This window comes from Flavobacterium sp. ALJ2, from assembly GCF_015594725.1.
In the GTDB taxonomy this organism is placed as follows: Bacteria; Bacteroidota; Bacteroidia; order Flavobacteriales; family Flavobacteriaceae; genus Flavobacterium.
This window is the reverse complement of sequence record NZ_JADNRC010000010.1, coordinates 164981-182145: the sequence shown is the minus strand read 5'-3', so window position 1 is coordinate 182145 and position 17165 is coordinate 164981. Positions and strand designations below refer to the sequence as shown.

Annotated in this window: 14 protein-coding genes; 10 read left to right on the top strand and 4 right to left on the bottom strand. The window is 31.2% G+C overall.

All coding sequences use genetic code 11. The features are described 5' to 3' along the window. Positions 1–115 precede the first annotated feature (115 nt). Both IUY40_RS13285 and IUY40_RS13280 read left to right on the top strand, forming a co-directional pair. Positions 116–2368, top strand: a complete 2253-nt coding sequence (locus IUY40_RS13285; RefSeq protein ID WP_195737344.1) for a TonB-dependent receptor — start codon at positions 116–118, stop codon at positions 2366–2368. Positions 2369–2378: 10 nt separating this feature from the next. Further along, positions 2379–4691 (top strand): glycoside hydrolase family 3 N-terminal domain-containing protein, encoded by a 2313-nt coding sequence (locus IUY40_RS13280; RefSeq protein ID WP_195737343.1) that lies wholly within the window; start codon positions 2379–2381, stop codon positions 4689–4691. Between the two features lie 114 nt (positions 4692–4805). Here IUY40_RS13280 and IUY40_RS13275 read toward each other — a convergent pair whose 3' ends face one another. After that, positions 4806–5219 carry a glyoxalase gene (locus IUY40_RS13275; protein ID WP_195737342.1) on the bottom strand — a complete coding sequence of 138 codons (414 nt, stop codon included), beginning with the start codon at positions 5217–5219 and terminating at the stop codon, positions 4806–4808. Positions 5220–5289: 70 nt separating this feature from the next. Between IUY40_RS13275 and IUY40_RS13270 the strand changes: the two genes are divergently transcribed. After that, positions 5290–5673, top strand: a complete 384-nt coding sequence (locus IUY40_RS13270) for a hotdog domain-containing protein (RefSeq protein WP_195737341.1) — start codon at positions 5290–5292, stop codon at positions 5671–5673. Positions 5674–5783: 110 nt separating this feature from the next. On the opposite strand, the gene IUY40_RS13265 is transcribed toward IUY40_RS13270, so the two are convergent. Both IUY40_RS13265 and IUY40_RS13260 read right to left on the bottom strand, forming a co-directional pair. Continuing rightward, positions 5784–7040, bottom strand: coding sequence for a mechanosensitive ion channel domain-containing protein (locus tag IUY40_RS13265; protein ID WP_195737340.1), 1257 nt, complete (start codon positions 7038–7040; stop codon positions 5784–5786). Further along, positions 7033–7317, bottom strand: a complete 285-nt coding sequence (locus tag IUY40_RS13260; protein WP_195737339.1) for a DUF3817 domain-containing protein — start codon at positions 7315–7317, stop codon at positions 7033–7035. Before IUY40_RS13260 ends, IUY40_RS13265 begins: the two co-directional genes overlap by 8 nt. 102 nt (positions 7318–7419) lie before the next feature. Here IUY40_RS13260 and IUY40_RS13255 point away from each other — a divergent pair, with 102 nt between their 5' ends. From IUY40_RS13255 to IUY40_RS13235, 5 genes are all read left to right on the top strand, one after another. Beyond that, positions 7420–7953, top strand: coding sequence for a DUF6155 family protein (locus tag IUY40_RS13255; protein ID WP_195737338.1), 534 nt, complete (start codon positions 7420–7422; stop codon positions 7951–7953). Between the two features lie 106 nt (positions 7954–8059). Beyond that, positions 8060–9598 (top strand): DEAD/DEAH box helicase, encoded by a 1539-nt coding sequence (locus tag IUY40_RS13250; RefSeq protein ID WP_195737337.1) that lies wholly within the window; start codon positions 8060–8062, stop codon positions 9596–9598. 367 nt (positions 9599–9965) lie between these two features. Further along, positions 9966–11300 (top strand): DEAD/DEAH box helicase, encoded by a 1335-nt coding sequence (locus IUY40_RS13245; protein ID WP_195737336.1) that lies wholly within the window; start codon positions 9966–9968, stop codon positions 11298–11300. Positions 11301–11358: 58 nt separating this feature from the next. Beyond that, positions 11359–12054, top strand: a complete 696-nt coding sequence (locus tag IUY40_RS13240) for an SMI1/KNR4 family protein (protein WP_195737335.1) — start codon at positions 11359–11361, stop codon at positions 12052–12054. A 126-nt stretch (positions 12055–12180) separates the two neighbouring features. After that, positions 12181–13449 carry an NAD(P)/FAD-dependent oxidoreductase gene (locus IUY40_RS13235; protein ID WP_195737334.1) on the top strand — a complete coding sequence of 423 codons (1269 nt, stop codon included), beginning with the start codon at positions 12181–12183 and terminating at the stop codon, positions 13447–13449. Positions 13450–13672: 223 nt separating this feature from the next. On the opposite strand, the gene IUY40_RS13230 is transcribed toward IUY40_RS13235, so the two are convergent. Further along, complete coding sequence (locus IUY40_RS13230; RefSeq protein ID WP_195737333.1) at positions 13673–14902, bottom strand: multidrug effflux MFS transporter; 1230 nt, start codon at positions 14900–14902, stop codon at positions 13673–13675. 150 nt (positions 14903–15052) lie between these two features. On the opposite strand from IUY40_RS13230, the gene IUY40_RS13225 reads away from it, so the two are divergent. Together IUY40_RS13225 and IUY40_RS13220 are read left to right on the top strand one after the other, a co-directional pair. Further along, positions 15053–15466 carry a hypothetical protein gene (locus IUY40_RS13225; RefSeq protein ID WP_195737332.1) on the top strand — a complete coding sequence of 138 codons (414 nt, stop codon included), beginning with the start codon at positions 15053–15055 and terminating at the stop codon, positions 15464–15466. Positions 15467–16013: 547 nt separating this feature from the next. Continuing rightward, positions 16014–17111: an exopolyphosphatase gene (locus IUY40_RS13220; RefSeq protein WP_195737331.1), complete on the top strand. Its 1098-nt coding sequence runs from the start codon at positions 16014–16016 to the stop codon at positions 17109–17111. Positions 17112–17165 lie beyond the last annotated feature (54 nt).

Below are 17165 nucleotides of genomic sequence, written 5' to 3'. Positions count from 1 at the left end.
ATTGATTTATGTAATTTTTCTTTCATTTGTTTGTTAATATTAAAAAATCTAATTAATATTGCTTCCTAATGAAGCAATGAAAATTTAATCCCTTATTCAATTAACCAGATTACTTATGAAAAGAATACTTATTTCAGCGATTTGCATGACTATTTTTCCCGCTTTTGAAGGGATTTCACAAGAGGAAAAAAAGTCACGAAAAGCAACAGATACCACAAAAACAAAAATTGTAGAAACCGACACTAAGGAAGAGAAAAACAGAAATGTGATGCTTAATGCGGCAAATAATACGGGACCGCGTGATGTAAATATTGGATTACCATCAACTGTAGGAGGAATTACTATTCAAGAAAATGATTTACCAGTGGTATATTATTTCTGGCCGGAGTTACCAAACAGAACATGGAGACAAAGTAAGAGTTTAGGAAGAACAGGTTTGTTGAAAATTGGGGAAGCAGCAATTACAACGGGTGATTTAGGATTCACAGTTAATTCTTACACGAAATTAGGTACAGATAAATTAGAAATAAATGGTAATTTTTCGGGATCAAGTTTCGGATGGATGAAAGGAGATTTAAATGTTACAGGGCCATTAAGTAAAGGTTGGTCTTATACAATGGGTGCTTATGCCAATTTTGATCCGAATTCATTTGATTTGAAATTTGCTAACTATTCAGATAGGACACAAATTTATCGAGCAGGAGTAACTAAGAAATTTAACAATGGAAAAGGCGAAATTAGCTTTTTGTATAAATATGCCAACTCTGCCTCTTTAAGTAATTATGCTGTTTTTGAATATAAAGAAGGAGGAAAAGTAGAGGAGTACAATGGTTTTAGAATTGGAAGAGACTCTTATATTGTAAATGATGGAACTTTCATGTTTAAAGACATACTTACAGGACAGTCAAAAAAAGCAGATATGGGAGGAAGTGATGCAGCATCAACCTCACATACATTTGATTTACTAGGGAATTATGACTTAGCAAATGATTGGAAGTTTAATTTTACGACACGTTTTCGTTATGCCAAAGCATCGCAATTAGTAGCAATACCATTAAGTATTTTTGAAGCAACAACAGCTGATAATTTTACTTACCAAGCATCTGGGCAGCCATACGTAGGCAATGTGAATTCAATGCTTGTAATGTACACAGATGGAGCACCAACAACTACTTTTTTATCCCGTTTTGAAATAAAAAAGAATGTTGATAATCACAAGTGGAGATTTGGATTAATGGAATATTATTATAATGTAGATGAGTTTACATCAAACCGTTCGTTTTTTAATCAGAGTGTAAGTGCTAACCCAGATAAATTAGTTCGCAATACGGTAGGAGGTAATGCAAATACAGATGCAAGTGGGTTTTACAACTATAATATAGGAGGAGAGTATCATAATGGTTTTGAGAATAAATTATCGGCTTATTTTTCAGATAACTGGACGATTTCAGATCGTCTTACTTTAGCTTATGGTGTAAATTTAAGATATCATAAATTAAAAGGAGATTATTATCAAACACCAAGAACACCGAATGTTGTATTTGATCCAAGTCAGAAAACATATTTTGATAATAATTGGTTTCATTTAGGAGGATCTGTAAATGCGGTTTATAAAGTAATAAAAAGCGCAGGAATCTTAGCTGATTTTACTTATACCGAAAAGAATGGACAATTAGAAAGTTATTCAGGAGCAGCAGAGCCTAATCTTGCAAAAACAAAAAGTCCATTGGGAGCATTTGGAGTATATTTTAATCAAGAAAAATTTAGCATTGTTTCACAGGCGACCTATTTAACAAGAAATAATTATCAAGCAAGATTAAATTTAGTAAATCCTACAAATTCAAGCCAGTCAGAAGTAGCAACAGTTTTTTATGACATTCAGACCTTGGGTTGGACTACCGATATTGTAGCAACACCATTTAAAGGATTTAATCTACATTATTTGGTAACTTTTCAGGATCCAGTTTATAAAAATTATGATTTTTCAGCTTTTGGAAATAATTATTCATATAATGACAAAAATGTTTTAGAAATATCAAAAGTATTGATGGAAATTGATCCAAGTTATACCTATAAAGATTTCAAAGTATGGGCAAGCTTCCGTTATTTCAGTAAGCAATATGCAAATCAAACAAATGCTTTATACTTTGCGCCAAGATGGGAAACATTTGGAGGAGTAAATTATAAAATTAATAATCATTTTGATATTGGACTTACAGCAGTAAACTTCTTAAATCAAACCGGAGCTAAAGGAACAATAAACGGAGCTGAATTAATTACAGATGCTACACCTTATTACGACAAGTTATTGGTAGGATCATACATTCGACCATTTACATTAGAAGCATCTTTAAATTTCAGATTTTAAAAGTATATAAATGAAAAAAATAGTCATAACTATCAGTTTCGCTTTCTTTTTAAGTGTTACGATGCATGCTCAGCAGGAAAATTTTACCATTGTTAAAAATAATAAAGGAGCAGATCTTGGATATTCACCAGAATCTGGAGTGAAAATTTTAACCATAAATGGAAAAAAATTTAAAGATTTAAATAAAAACGGAAAACTAGATAAATACGAAGATTGGAGACTTCCGGCAGATGAGCGCGCCAAAGATTTGGCATCAAAAATGTCGGTAGAACAAATTGCAGGATTGATGTTGTATAGTCGACATCAATCCTTACCAGCAGGAGTTTCGGGATATAATTCAGGAACATATAACGGCAAGGTTTTTCCAGAAAGTAATGCAAAAGCGTATGATTTGGCAGACCAGCAAAAAGCATTTTTACAAGAAGATAATTTACGCCATGTCTTAATTACAAATGTAGAAAGTCCAGAAGTAGCGGCTTTATGGAACAATAAGATGCAGGCATTTGTAGAAGGAATAGGTTTAGGAATTCCAAGTAATACAAGTACCGATCCACGACATATAGCAAATGTAACTTCAGAGTTTAATGCTGGAGCAGGAGGAACAATCTCAATGTGGCCAGATGGATTAGGTATGGCAGCCACATTTGATCCAAAAATAGTAGAACAGTTTGGTGAAATTGCAGCCAAAGAATATCGAGCATTAGGAATTGCCACAGCTTTGTCGCCACAAATAGATTTAGGAACAGAACCAAGATGGTATAGAATTTCAATGACATTTGGCGAAAGCCCATCATTAACAAGAGACATGGGGAGAGCTTATATTGATGGATTTCAAACCTCTTATGGCAAAGATGAAATAAAAGATGGATGGGGATATAAAAGTGTGAATGCCATGGTAAAGCACTGGCCGAGCGGTGGAGCCGAAGAAGGTGGACGTGATGGACATTGGGCATATGGAAAATTTGCTGTATATCCAGGAAATAATTTGCAACAGCATATAGATCCTTTTGTTAATGGAGCATTTAAATTAAAAGGGAAAACTAGCAAAGCATCAGCAGTGATGCCATATTACACAATTACTTTTGATCAGGATAAAAAATATAATGAAAACGTTGCTAATGGGTATAGCAAATATATTATTACTGATTTATTAAGAGATAAATATGGTTACGACGGAGTAGTTTGTACCGATTGGTTAATTACAGGCGATGAGGGAAAAACTCCAAATGTTTTTGCAGGAAAGCCATGGGGAGTAGAAAATCTTTCGATTGTCGACAGACATTATAAAGCGATCATTGCAGGAGTAGATCAATTTGGAGGTAATAATGATAAAAAACCAGTTTTAGCTGCTTATGAAATAGGAGTTAAAGAATATGGAGAATCATTTATGAGAGCCCGTTTTGAAAGATCAGCAGTTCGATTGTTAAAGAATATTTTTAGAGTGGGGCTTTTTGAAAATCCATATCTTAATATAGCCGAAACAAAAGAAGTTGTTGGGAATTCAAAATTTATGGAAGCAGGGTATGACGCTCAATTGAAATCGATTGTATTATTAAAAAATAAAGCATCAATTCTTCCATTAAAAGAAAAGAAAACAGTTTTTATTCCTAAAATTTACACTGCTTCGACTAAAGATTGGTGGGGAGTAGGAAGTACACCAAAATTAGAATACCCAGTTAATTTAGAATTAGTAGAAAAATACTATAATGTTACAGACGAACCATCAAAAGCAGATTTTGCAATTGTTTTTGTAACAAGTCCAAAAAGTTTAGAAGATGGTTATGATTTAAAAGATAGAACCAATGGTAGTAATGGTTATGTGCCGATTTCTTTACAATATGGTACTTATACAGCCACAGAAGCAAGAGCCAAAAGTATAGCTGCTGGAGATCAGGTTATTGATCCAACCATTACAGATAGAACATATAAAAATAAAACTGTTACCGCTGCAAATACAATGGATTTGAGAACTATCTTAGATACAAAGGACATGATGGGAGATAAACCAGTTATAGTTTCAGTAACAGCTTCAAAACCAATGATTTTTAGAGAGTTTGAGAGCCAAGTTGATGGAATTGTTTTAAATTTCGGAGTATCAGCACAGGCAGTTCTGGATATTATATCTGGAAAAACAGAACCATCAGGTTTGTTGCCAGTTCAGATGCCAGCCAATATGGAAACAGTTGAAAAACAATTCGAAGACGTTCCCTTCGATATGGTTCCACATAAGGATAGCGAAGGAAATAGTTATGATTTTGCTTATGGGTTAAATTGGAATGGGGTTATAAAAGATGCCAGAACCAACACATATAAGAAAGAATAACATATGTAAATGAGCATATTAAGAGCTTAAAACAAAACGCATAATTTAGTTAAAAAAACCAGTGAAGTTAAGATCACTGGTTTTTTTATGTCTTGAAAAAATTGCAATCTAATTTTAAATTGAGCCATTATTTGATTCTAATTCAAATAATTGTACTTGATTTTTAAGTCTTTCAATTACCAAATTCATCATTCTTTTATTTAAGCTCGAAGAATTTAGAATATAAGATTGATATTCATCCAAAGTAAAAAGAGCGATTACCATACCTTTTAGTGAATTTCGGAATTTAATATCTTTTTGAATAGCATTTTCAATTACCGAAAGTTTCTTTTCAACGGTATAGGAATAAAAATCAGTTTTGTTTTTATTGACATAATTTATAAAAACAGCAACTAATAAATCATTTTGGAGTTTTAAAATCGGCCGAAGTACTTCGTTTTGAAATAATTCATCTGCAGAAGATTGAGCATTTACAGTGCCTAAAGTTGGTCCTCGGAATTCTTGTAAAATAGTATCTCGCTGGCTCATGTTTTTATTCTAAAATTAAAAAAAATAATGATACTAAAATGTTATTTTTGTTACTATTAAATTAACAATTATGAAATTTCATACTCGAAAATGGGTCAAACCCGAAGATTTAAATCCGAATGGGACTTTATTTGGGGGACAATTACTGGCATGGATAGACGAAGAGTTGGCTTTGTATACAATTATTCAGTTAGAAAACTATAGAGTAGTAACCAAACATATGTCGGAAATTAATTTTAAAAGTTCGGCAAGACAAGGGGACATTGTAGAAATTGGAATTGATGTTGTTAAATTCGGGCACACTTCACTAGTGTTGAAAAGTGAAGTAAGAAACATGATGACTCGAGAAACCATTATTACAATAGACACTATTACAATGGTTAATTTAGGGGAAGATGGAAAACCAAAGGCACACGGAAAAACGAAGATTGAATATGTAAAAGATCGTTTGTAAGTCTTAATTACATACAAAATAACCACATAAGTTGTATAATAAAATTAAGCTTTGCTCAAATAAACTTATATAACTTATGTGGTTTAGAATAACCTATACGGTTAAAAGAATTATTCGATATGACCAATCTGAGATGGCAATTCAAATATTTCAAGGTTAAAATATTCTACCGAAGCAATAATATGATCAAAAATATCGGCCATGATATATTCATAGTTTGCCCAACGTTTATCACTCGAGAAAGTATAAATTTCTAGAGGAACCCCGTGAGCAGTTGATTGTAACTGACGGCACATCATATGCATATCTTTGTTTAATCCCGGATGATTCAACATATATTGGATAATATATTTTCTGAATAAACCAAGGTTAGTCATATTACGACCGTTTAAAGCTAAAGTTTTGTCTACGCCATGTATAGCGTTGAACTTTTCTATTTCCGCCTGACGTGATTCAATATAAGGAGTAATAAGTTGAATTTTTTTCATCTGATTAAGATCGTCATCATTCAAAAAACGAATCGTACTTGTTTTAATCAAAACATGTCTCTTGATACGACGTCCATCTGATTTTTGCATACCACGCCAGTTCTGGAACGAATCTGAACTCAAAGCATAAGTAGGAATAGTGGTAATCGTATTGTCAAAGTTTCGAACTTTTACAGTAGCAAGATTGATCTCGATTACATCACCATCAGCACCAAATTTATCCATCGTAATCCAGTCACCAATACGAACCATATCATTGACGGCAACCTGAACACTTGAAACAAAACCAAGAATAGTATCTCTAAAAATTAAGATAATAATTGCCGAAAGAGTTCCTAGTATGGTTAATAATTCGCCGTGTTTGATTCCAAATAATTTAGAAATAATAATTACTACTCCAAATATCCATAGAACCATCATTACTACCTGAATAAAACTATCAATAGGCTTATCGCTGTATTCTGGTTTTTGTTTTAAGTAATCTTTAAGCGAATTAAAAATAGTTCGAATAATCCACAACAATAATAATACGATATAAACACCAACAATTTTCCCGAAAATCAATTCCCAATATTCATATTTATCCAAGATTATTGGAACGGCTTTATAGATAAAGAAAAACGGAATTAAGTAAGCGGTATATTTAGTAGTTTTATTATTGATTAAAAAGTCATCAAACTTGGTTTTTGTTTTTTGGGCAAAAATTGCAGTAAGAGTAACTAAAACAAATTTGGCTAGATAATATACGGCATATGCGATTATGATTAATATAACAATATTAAAAATAAGACTGAGATAAGAAGCAATATTACGGCTCATGCCCCAATCTCTAAAAAGAGGGTATAAGTAGTTGAAAATTTTCTCCAAGAATTTAAGCATTTTTTAGGTATTTATACTCAATATAAAAAGTGCCAAACGGAATTACAGAAGCAATTAAGATTAACATGAAAGTTTTAAAATCCCATTTTTGAGCACTTTTTAGTAAAATAGCTAATAAAATATATCCTATAAATAGTAAACCATGACTCATTCCGATAGGGAATAATAAAGTTTTATATAAAGTTATGTTAGTAGGCTTAATAAAAAGCATATTAGAAAATAAAACGAGATATGAAATTCCTTCTAAAATCGCAGTAATCTTAAAAATCTTGAGCATTTATTTTTTTTTTAATTATTAACGGTAAAATTAATGATTCTGCTTGATTTTTAGGGTATAGAATGATAAAGTAATTTACTTTTACAATCTTAAACTTTGATAATGAGTAAACGTGATTTAAAAAAATATTTAAACGATCTTACTAAAGAACAATTAGAAGAGCAAATAATTGAATTGTACGAGAAATTCAGCCCTGTAAAAGTCTATTATGATTTTGTATTCAATCCTAAAGAAGAAACACTGCTGCAGGAATGTAAGTTAAAAATTTCGCATGAATATTTTCCAATTAAAGCAAAAGCATCAAAAAGGCGCACAAAACCAAAAATGCGTCGCTCAGTAGCTCAAAAATACATCAAGCATTTTATACTTTTAGGAGTTGATCCATTTGTAATTGCTGATGTAATGCTTTATAATATCGAAATTGCACAAACCTACTCATCAGAAAACCCAATAAAGCAAGAGCTTTTTTATAAAAGCATGTTCAATTCATTTGAACAAGCAATAAAATTTATAATTTCAAATGGAATTTTAGCGGAATTTAAATCTAGAATAAATCAAATTCATGAGGAAACTATTATTCAAAAATGGAAAAATGAGCCTGATTTTGAAGTAATTTTGGATAAAACGACTTTTTAGAACCCGCCCATAATTAAATAATCGAGAACTTTTCCTTTTATTTTAAGATAAAAAAGACAATATAACTGTTTTTTAGGTGTATTTTTGCAAAAACCAATAAAATAAAATGTCTCAAAACACCTTAGAAATAGAAAGAGAAGAAAAAAAGGAACTTTATGCGTATCAAAAAGGCGATATTGATGCCATTTTCGATCGTTTAGATAATGGTTCGGCACAACATCATTTATTGTACCAATTACCTACTGGTGGAGGAAAAACAGTAGTTTTCTCAGAAATCGTACGCCGTTACTTATCGCAGCATGAAAAAAAAGTAGTAGTTTTAACACACAGAATTGAACTTTGTAAGCAAACTTCAAAAATGTTAAAAGGTTTTGGTGTTAAAAACAAGATTATCAATAGTAAGGTAAAAGAGCTATTGGATCAAAATGAGTATTCTTGTTTTGTTGCCATGGTCGAAACATTAAAAAACCGTATTAATGACGAAAAATTACATTTAGATAATATTGGTTTAGTAATTATCGATGAGGCGCATTACAATTCATTCCGAAAATTATTAAGCTCGTTTAAAAATGCATTTATATTAGGAGTAACAGCAACGCCGTTAAGTTCGAATATTAAATTACCAATGCACGAAAGTTATGATGAATTAATTGTAGGAGACACAATTGGTTCATTAATAGAAAAAGGATTTTTGGCAAAAGCAACAACCTATAGTTATGATGTAGGTTTAACATCATTAAAAGTAGGTATCAATGGAGATTACACAGTAAAATCTTCAGATGATTTATATACAAATACAATCATGCAAGAAAAATTATTGCATGCTTATACCGAAAAATCACTTGGCAAGAAAACCCTAATTTTTAACAATGGTATTCATACCTCATTATATGTATATGAAACATTTAGAGAAGCAGGATATGATATTCGTCATCTAGATAATACAAGTAGTAACGAAGAACGAAAAGATATCTTGCAATGGTTCAAGAAAACACCAGATGCTATTTTAACATCTGTAGGTATCTTAACCACAGGTTTTGATGAGCCTACAGTAGAGACTATTATATTAAACAGAGCGACAAAATCATTGACATTATATTACCAAATGATTGGTCGTGGTTCAAGAAAATTACCTAATAAAGACGAATTTACAGTAATCGATTTAGGAAATAATGCAGCACGTTTCGGATTATGGAGTGAGCCAGTAAATTGGCAACATATCTTTAAATCACCAGAGTTTTATTTAGAGAACTTACGTGATGACACCGAAATAGAATTGTATTTTAAGTACAGTATGCCACCAGAATTGCGTGCAAAATTCAGCAAAACAGCCGATGTAACTTTTGATGTTGATGAAGAACATAAACTTGTTATTGCTCAAAATTTGCGTTCAAAAGTAGTTTTGGATAAATCATTAGAACAACACGCAGCAATGTGTGTAGATAATTCAGAAACACTACAAGAAGCAAAAGCATTAGGAAAAGAACTAGATGACGATATTGATTGTCGAATCAAGAGATATTCAAAATGTTTGAGTCAATGTAGTAAGAATTACAGAGAATGGCTAATAGACGATTATAAATTGAAGTTAGTATTATTAACCGGTAAAAAATACCGTGAAAAAATAATGAACGAACCAGATTGATACCTTTATAGGGCTTTAAGCGGAAAGACATAAAGTCAAAAGTTTGTTCTCACTCTGAGTGGAGTAGAGGCCTATTTGTATGAGAGAATGACACGGTACAATCTAAAACTCAAAAAGAAGTTGAATAATTAGGAGCTATCCCGATAGCTATCGGGACCTGCTGTACACTATATCTTTTATTTTTTTAAAGAAAAAAAATAAAAGGATGCCGTTACCATCAGGGCTAAGAGTTCTATATTTATAAAAAAAATATCCATTAAGAGATTAAGAAAATTAAGTCAAGTCTAAATGAAACTTAATCCCTTAATGGTTTAAAAAACACAATCAGAAATTTTTAAATCTTTAAATTTTTCAATAAATTAAAACAATGTCAAAACAATTTTCAGATTTAGGGATTTCAGTACCAGTACTAAAAGCACTAACCGAATTAAATATAGTCACTCCAACCGAAATTCAGCAGAAAACTATTCCGCTAATTTTAGCTAATAAGAGTGATGTAGTAGGTTTAGCCAAAACTGGAACAGGAAAAACAGCAGCTTTTGGATTGCCATTGCTACAGCTAATAAATCCTGAGAACCCAACAGTTCAAGCAGTGATTTTAGTCCCAACAAGAGAATTAGGACATCAGATATTTAAAAATTTAGAAGATTTTTCAAAATACTTGCCAGAAGTTTCTATAGCGGCAACTTGCGGAGGAATTCCAATAAAACCACAAATAGAACGACTTACACAACCTACACATATAGTAGTTGCTACACCAGGACGTTTAATTGATTTGATGCAGCGAAAAGCAATCAATTTAAAAGAAACGCAATATCTTATTTTGGATGAAGCCGACGAAATGGTTTCAATCTTAAAAGAAAGCCTGGATGAAATCGTAGCCGAATTACCAAAAAAGCATACAACATTTTTATTCTCAGCAACATTACCTGGAACAATCAAGCAATTGATTCAGACTTACTTATCTAAAAATGTAATTCAGGTAAGCGCTGATATGGAAACAGTAGGGAATCAAGGAATAGATCATGAATATATAGTTGTTGATCCGATTGAGAAACTAGATGTTTTAATGCATTTCCTAAATTCTAGAGACGGAGAACGCGGAATTATTTTTTGTAAAACAAAAGCAGCAGTAAACAAACTAGCCAAAAACTTAGCGATTAACCGTTTTTCATCAGGAGCTTTACACGGTAGTTTATCTCAAGGAATCAGGGACCGAATCATGGAGCAATTCCGTGAAGGGCATATCAATATATTAGTTGCTACAGATTTGGCAGCTAGAGGAATAGATGTTAAAGAAGTTTCTTATGTAGTAAATTATCATTTACCAGATGCTTACGAAGCTTATGTACACCGAAGCGGTAGAACGGCCAGAGCAGGAGCAAAGGGATTATCACTTACAGTTTTGCAACCAGAAGAAGTAATTGAAATAACTGAATTTGAAAAAGAATTGGGAATTAAATTCAAAGAGTTTAAAAAACCATCAGTTGCAAGTTTGGAAGAAAATAATACACTATTGTGGGCAAAACAAATTTTTAAAACAAAACCCAATCACGACGTTTCGGCAGATTTAAAAACAAAAGTAAAAACAGTTTTTCATCATTTAACTAAAGATGAATTGATAGAGAAGTTGTTAGCCAATTATATCTTGCAAAACAAACCAGAGGTAGTTGAAAAACCTGTTAAAAAATTCAAAAAGTAATATTTTTGTATTTTAATGTTTTGACGTTATTATGACATTCAGGTATTAGTATAGTAAAATGAAAAATAAAATATTTTTAACAGCAAGCTTACTTGATCCAGATAGAAATTTGAAAATAAATAATTGCAACGGAAGTATTTTTAAAATACTTCCGCAAGATTATATTGAATTTCTTAGTCAATACGGAGAAGGGATTTATTGTAATGAAGTAGCTGTAGAATATCCAGATGAAAATAATATCCCAAAAACATTTAAAGACTATGCTGATCTATGGGAAGTTGATGAAACTTTTACTGCCAAGGATTTATTAAATGCGATTCAAATAGGTTACAGTTTTAACGGAGATATTCTTTGTGTTACAAAAGATAAAAAAGATAAAGTATTTATTCTTCCTAGGCATGATATCAGAGTAACATCATATGATAATTTTTATGAAGCAATCAATTGGCTTACAGGAAAATGGCATGATGTTAAATTTTACTCACCCTATTTTGATGGTGAGCATATAGAAATTAATTTAATAAAAGAAAATAAATTAAAAGATATAAATTCAATTCATAATACCTTTATAAGTGAATTTAATTTTGATTTTTCTTTTGATGAAAGTACACAGCCTCAGTATGTTTTAAAAAGTTTTGGCTTTTGGATACGCTTCGATTTAATATATAAAAATGCTATTACTATAGGTTATCAGAAGCAATTTAAAAACGAAATCAAATATATAATTGATAGAATTGAAGAACTATCGAAATAGAATTTGTAAACTTGAAAAACCTGTTAAAAAATTCAAAAAGTAAGTATTGATGAGTATGTAACCACTATTTTATGTTGTACTTTTGTAAGGTATTTTTTTATAAAACCTATTTAATAGACAACATATATGAAGATAGTAATCATAGGCGGAGGTTTTGCAGGAATAAATCTAGCGAAAGAGCTTGTAAATCAGCCACAAATACAAGTAACGCTTGTAGATAAAAACAACTATAACTTTTTCCCACCACTTATATATCAAGTTGCGACTGCTTTTTTAGAACCATCAAGTATTAGTTATCCATTTAGGAAATTTTTTGCAGGCAAAAAAAATCTACAGTTTAGATTGGGAGAACTACAACAAGTAGTTCCGGAAGAAAATAAAATAATTCTTAATAACGGAGAATTAGCATACGATTATTTGGTATTTGCAACAGGTGCTGAAACTAGTTATTTCGGAATGGAGAATGTAATGAAAAATGCCATTCCGATGAAAACACTAAACGATGCCATAGTAATGCGCAATACGTTGCTTAAAAACCTTGAAAAAGCGACTATTACCAAAGATATTCGAAAACGTCGCAAACTATTAACCCTTGTTGTAGCTGGAGGTGGACCAACAGGAGTAGAAGTTTCGGGAATGTTTGCCGAAATGCGTAAAAATATTTTATTAAAAGAATATCCGGAATTAGATACCACAGCAAGTAATGTTTACTTAGTTGATGGGGGAGATGCGCTATTGGCACCGATGAGTAAAGCTTCACAAGAAGATACACTCAAAGCACTTACAGATTTAGGAGTAGTAGTAAAACTTAATAATCGCGTTACTGATTATGTAGATGATGTAGTACATTTTTCAAACGGAGAAACCATTCATACCAAAAACCTAATTTGGGCAGCAGGAGTTTCGGCAAAAGCCTTTGATGGTATTCCGATGGAAAGTTACGGACGAGGCAAACGTATGGCAACCGATGCATATAGTAAAGTGAATGGCATGCAAAATATTTATGCTATCGGTGATACATCTATCATGGATACAGATCCTGCATTTCCAAATGGGCATCCACAAGTAGCACAAGTAGCCATTCAGCAAGGAATAAACTTAGCTAAAAACTTTAAAGCAAGTGTTCAAAATAAACCATTAAAGCCTTTCATATATCTAGATAAAGGATCTATGGCGATTATTGGTAAAAATAAGGCAGTGGTTGATTTACCAAAACCTAAATGGCATTTTAATGGATTCTTTGCTTGGGCAATCTGGTTATTTATTCACCTTGTCTCTCTGATTACATATCGCAATCGCTTAAGTACATTTTACAACTGGATGATAGCCTATTTTGCAAAAGATCAATCGTTGCGTATGATTATCAGACCAGATAAAAAACAAGTAATAAAGTAAAAGTCACAGTTTTAACAAATCTTACGACAAATTAATGTTTTACATAAAAAGGTTTTTCTTAGAGTAATCTTAAGAAAAACCTTTTATTTTTTTAGAAGCCTTATTTATTTTTAATTTGATAGTTTAAGTAACTAATTAAACTGTTGTTTTTATAGCCATTGGAATTTTGCAACTTTGTTTTTTTTAATCTAAGAGGTGTAGGACTACAGTACTTCAAAAGAAATTAATGAATCATTCCTGCTTCATCATTGTTAGAAATAGCTACTTTTTCTTTTATAAAACGTTTACCAATATTTAAAATTATAAAAGCAGTAATTGTAGTAGTTGTCATAATAGCAACCATCGGAATGATAGAATTTTTCACAAAAACGCCAACTGCAAAAGAGGCTATTGCACCTAAACCAAGCTGAATTGCACCCATTAATGCTGATGCGCTTCCTGTATTTTTGGAAAAAGGTGCCATAGTAAGACCAGCAGTATTTGGATTTGAAATTCCCAGGCAAGCTAAATAAATAAACAACATACCAATTGTTTCATATAAACCAAGAAGATTGTTTATTGCTAAAATTAAAAAGACAATACTAATTACAGATTGAGTAATCAAAGCTCCAAAAATCATTTGTTGACTAGAAAACTTTCTTAATAAAAAAGAATTTAGTTGGCTAGCACCAATAAAGCTCAAAGACATAAAGGCAAAAATCCAACCATATATTTTAGCATCTACTTTAAAAATATCCATAAAAACGATAGGAGAGGACGCTACGTAAGTAAATAAACCAGAAAAAGATACAGCACCAGTAAAGGCATAAGTAAAAAACTGAGGTTCTTTTACCACCTTAAGAAAGTTTGTAATTATAGGTTTAGGTTTTAACGAGATAGTCGTATCTGGTTTATGCGTGTTGGGTAAACCAATTAGAGCAGCCAATAAAATTACGATGCCCATACACATTAATATAAAGAAAACAGTATGCCAGCCATAATCAGTAGTTACGTAACCACCGATAGTTGGAGCAAGCATCGGCGAAAGGCCTACAACAAGCATAAGCATAGAAAATACTTTAGGAATGTCTTTTACAGGAAAAAGATCACGAACCATTGCAACAGATGCAACAGTAGCAGCACAGCTACCAACGGCTTGTAAAAAACGTAAACCGATAAAAGTGTCTATGTCAGTAACAAAAATGCATCCTAAAGAAGCCAAAATATAAATCATTAACCCTACAAACAAGGGCTTTTTTCTTCCAAATCGATCTAATAAAGGGCCGTAAAGCAATTGTCCAGCCGATATACCTATAAAATAACTAGATAAACTCATCGAAACTTTAGCAACAGTGGTATTTAAATCTCTGGCAATTCCAGAGAAACCAGGTAGGTACATATCGATAGAAAACGGACCAAGAGCAGTTAAAGAACCCAAAATAAGGATTAATTTGATGTATTTTTTTGTAGTCATTATATTTAAAAAATAATTTTTTTATTTCAATGCAAAGATAAATATTTCGTACCTTGTTATTTCATTAAAGAAATTTTTAGTGAAAAATCTAATTTTTTAACAAGTTAGCTTTGTAAAGGGCTATAATTATTAATTTAAAATTATTCAATTATGAAAAGATTTGCCTTATTATTACTTTTAGTTACTACAGTTTCTTTTTCTCAAACAGTTACGTCCAAAATTGAGCCAGTAAGTATTGAGCAATATGAATTTATTAAAAAAGTTAATCAATTTTATCCTGATATTCCGCTTACTAAGCAAATTACTAATTTTTATAGTGATGATAAAATTATTGACTCAAAACAAGAGTTTGATTTAAGAGGAACTCCATTCTCAGCATATAGCTTAGCAGTTGGTCCTTATAACACAACAATGAAATATGATTACACTACCAAAACTGATGGTAGAACTCATGGAGGTATTTCTATTTTTAAAGGAGATGTTATAAAAACAGTATATTATGAGGATAAAAATCAATATGAAGTTTTTATAAATGGGAAATCAGTTTACTTGAAGAAATATTAATTCCTATAAGCGATTATTATAAAAACCATCTTTTTAAGATGGTTTTTTTATTGAGATCTGTTGATTTTTTTTTTAATTAAACTCAAGTACAGTTATTCTTCAAGTAACTCATTAAAATCGATTCTTTCTTCTCTTAATTAAATTCAGTACTATAGCCTATTCTTCTACAGTGAGTTAGGGAGTAAAATGGTTTGTCATTAACTTTACATTGCTCTCTGGATAATTTAACACTACATTTTCTTAATAACTGAGTTTGTTTTAGTAAATGTTTTTATAGATTTGCGGTGTTTTATTTAACAGTTTTTACTTCGTCACATTTTAGATATGATAGCCAATGATTCTTTTATTTAGTCATCTATACACTAACCATTATGAAATTCTTTTTACTTTATAGTTAATATAAAAAGACATTAAATTACTCACGAAGAGCCTAGTTCAGCAGTATTTTAATTTTGATATTTAAAAAAATGTAACACAAACTTCTTATTTAAACACACACACATTAAAAATTTTACTCCAAATTAAATTATAACTGTAACTAAATCACATGTTTAAAAAAAACAAATTCCAAATTCTAATTTTCACTCTTTTAAATTTATTTTTTTCCATTAATTCATTTTCTCAAAAAAACGTTTATGCCGGAATTGAAATCGGGCGTAGAACAATAAAAGTTACCGTTGTGGAGGTAAATAATATCAAGAAAGCAGATTACAAAATTGTTTACTACGTTTCTGAAGAGGGACTTAGTTTTGCTAAAAACATTACTGCCTATGGTGAACTTACTCAGGAAGACATTAACAAAGCTAGTAGTATCATTTTTAATCATTTATCAGAAATAAGAGTGAAGTACAATATTCTTGAAGAGAATATCTTTTTAGTTGCTTCTTCTGTTTTTACATCTGCTCGCAATCTTGATGTTTTAAAAAAGAGGATTACTTCTCTAACCAACAAAAGCCTAGATGTTATCAATATTAACGAAGAAACTAGGATATTAGTTAAGGGATCTATACCTCCTGTTGATTATCCAAATGCAATATTGCTTGATATTGGTGCCGCAAATACTAAAGGTGGATACATTGATGAGCTTTCAGGTAATAAATTAGAGTTTATGCCTTTGGAGCTTGATTTTGGTACTATGACACTTACTGATGCTGTAAAGAGAACAGTTGTCAATCAAAAAGAAGCTAGTAATATGTTAGTATATCAGGAAAAATCTTTTGATTATAATACTGTTCTGCGTAAGAAAGTGAAGGAAATGCTTGACTCTAATCCTCTTTTGTTGAAAAAAGAAAAAATATACCTATCTGGTGGAGCTGTTTGGGCCTTTACAACACTATATTTTAATGAAAACACTAAAAATCATTATGTCCCTTTTAGTCTAGAAGATATTATGAATTATGATGCTGTATTGAAGAATAACTTCAGTAAGTATAGTAATCTTTCTAAAACGGATAAAGAAGCAGCTAGAGTTTTAAACATATACGATCAAAAATATTTAATTTCAGCAAACAATATACTATTGACATTTGTAGAAGGTATTCCTAATTTAGAGAAAAAGAAAATATACTTTGTAAAGGAAGGACCAATAGCTTGGCTTATCTCATACATTATTGACCGTTCTAAAAAAATAAACACCAATTTTTAAGGTATTTTATATGACCTACGTCAAAGGACGTTATGATAAAGCTTCAGAGGAATC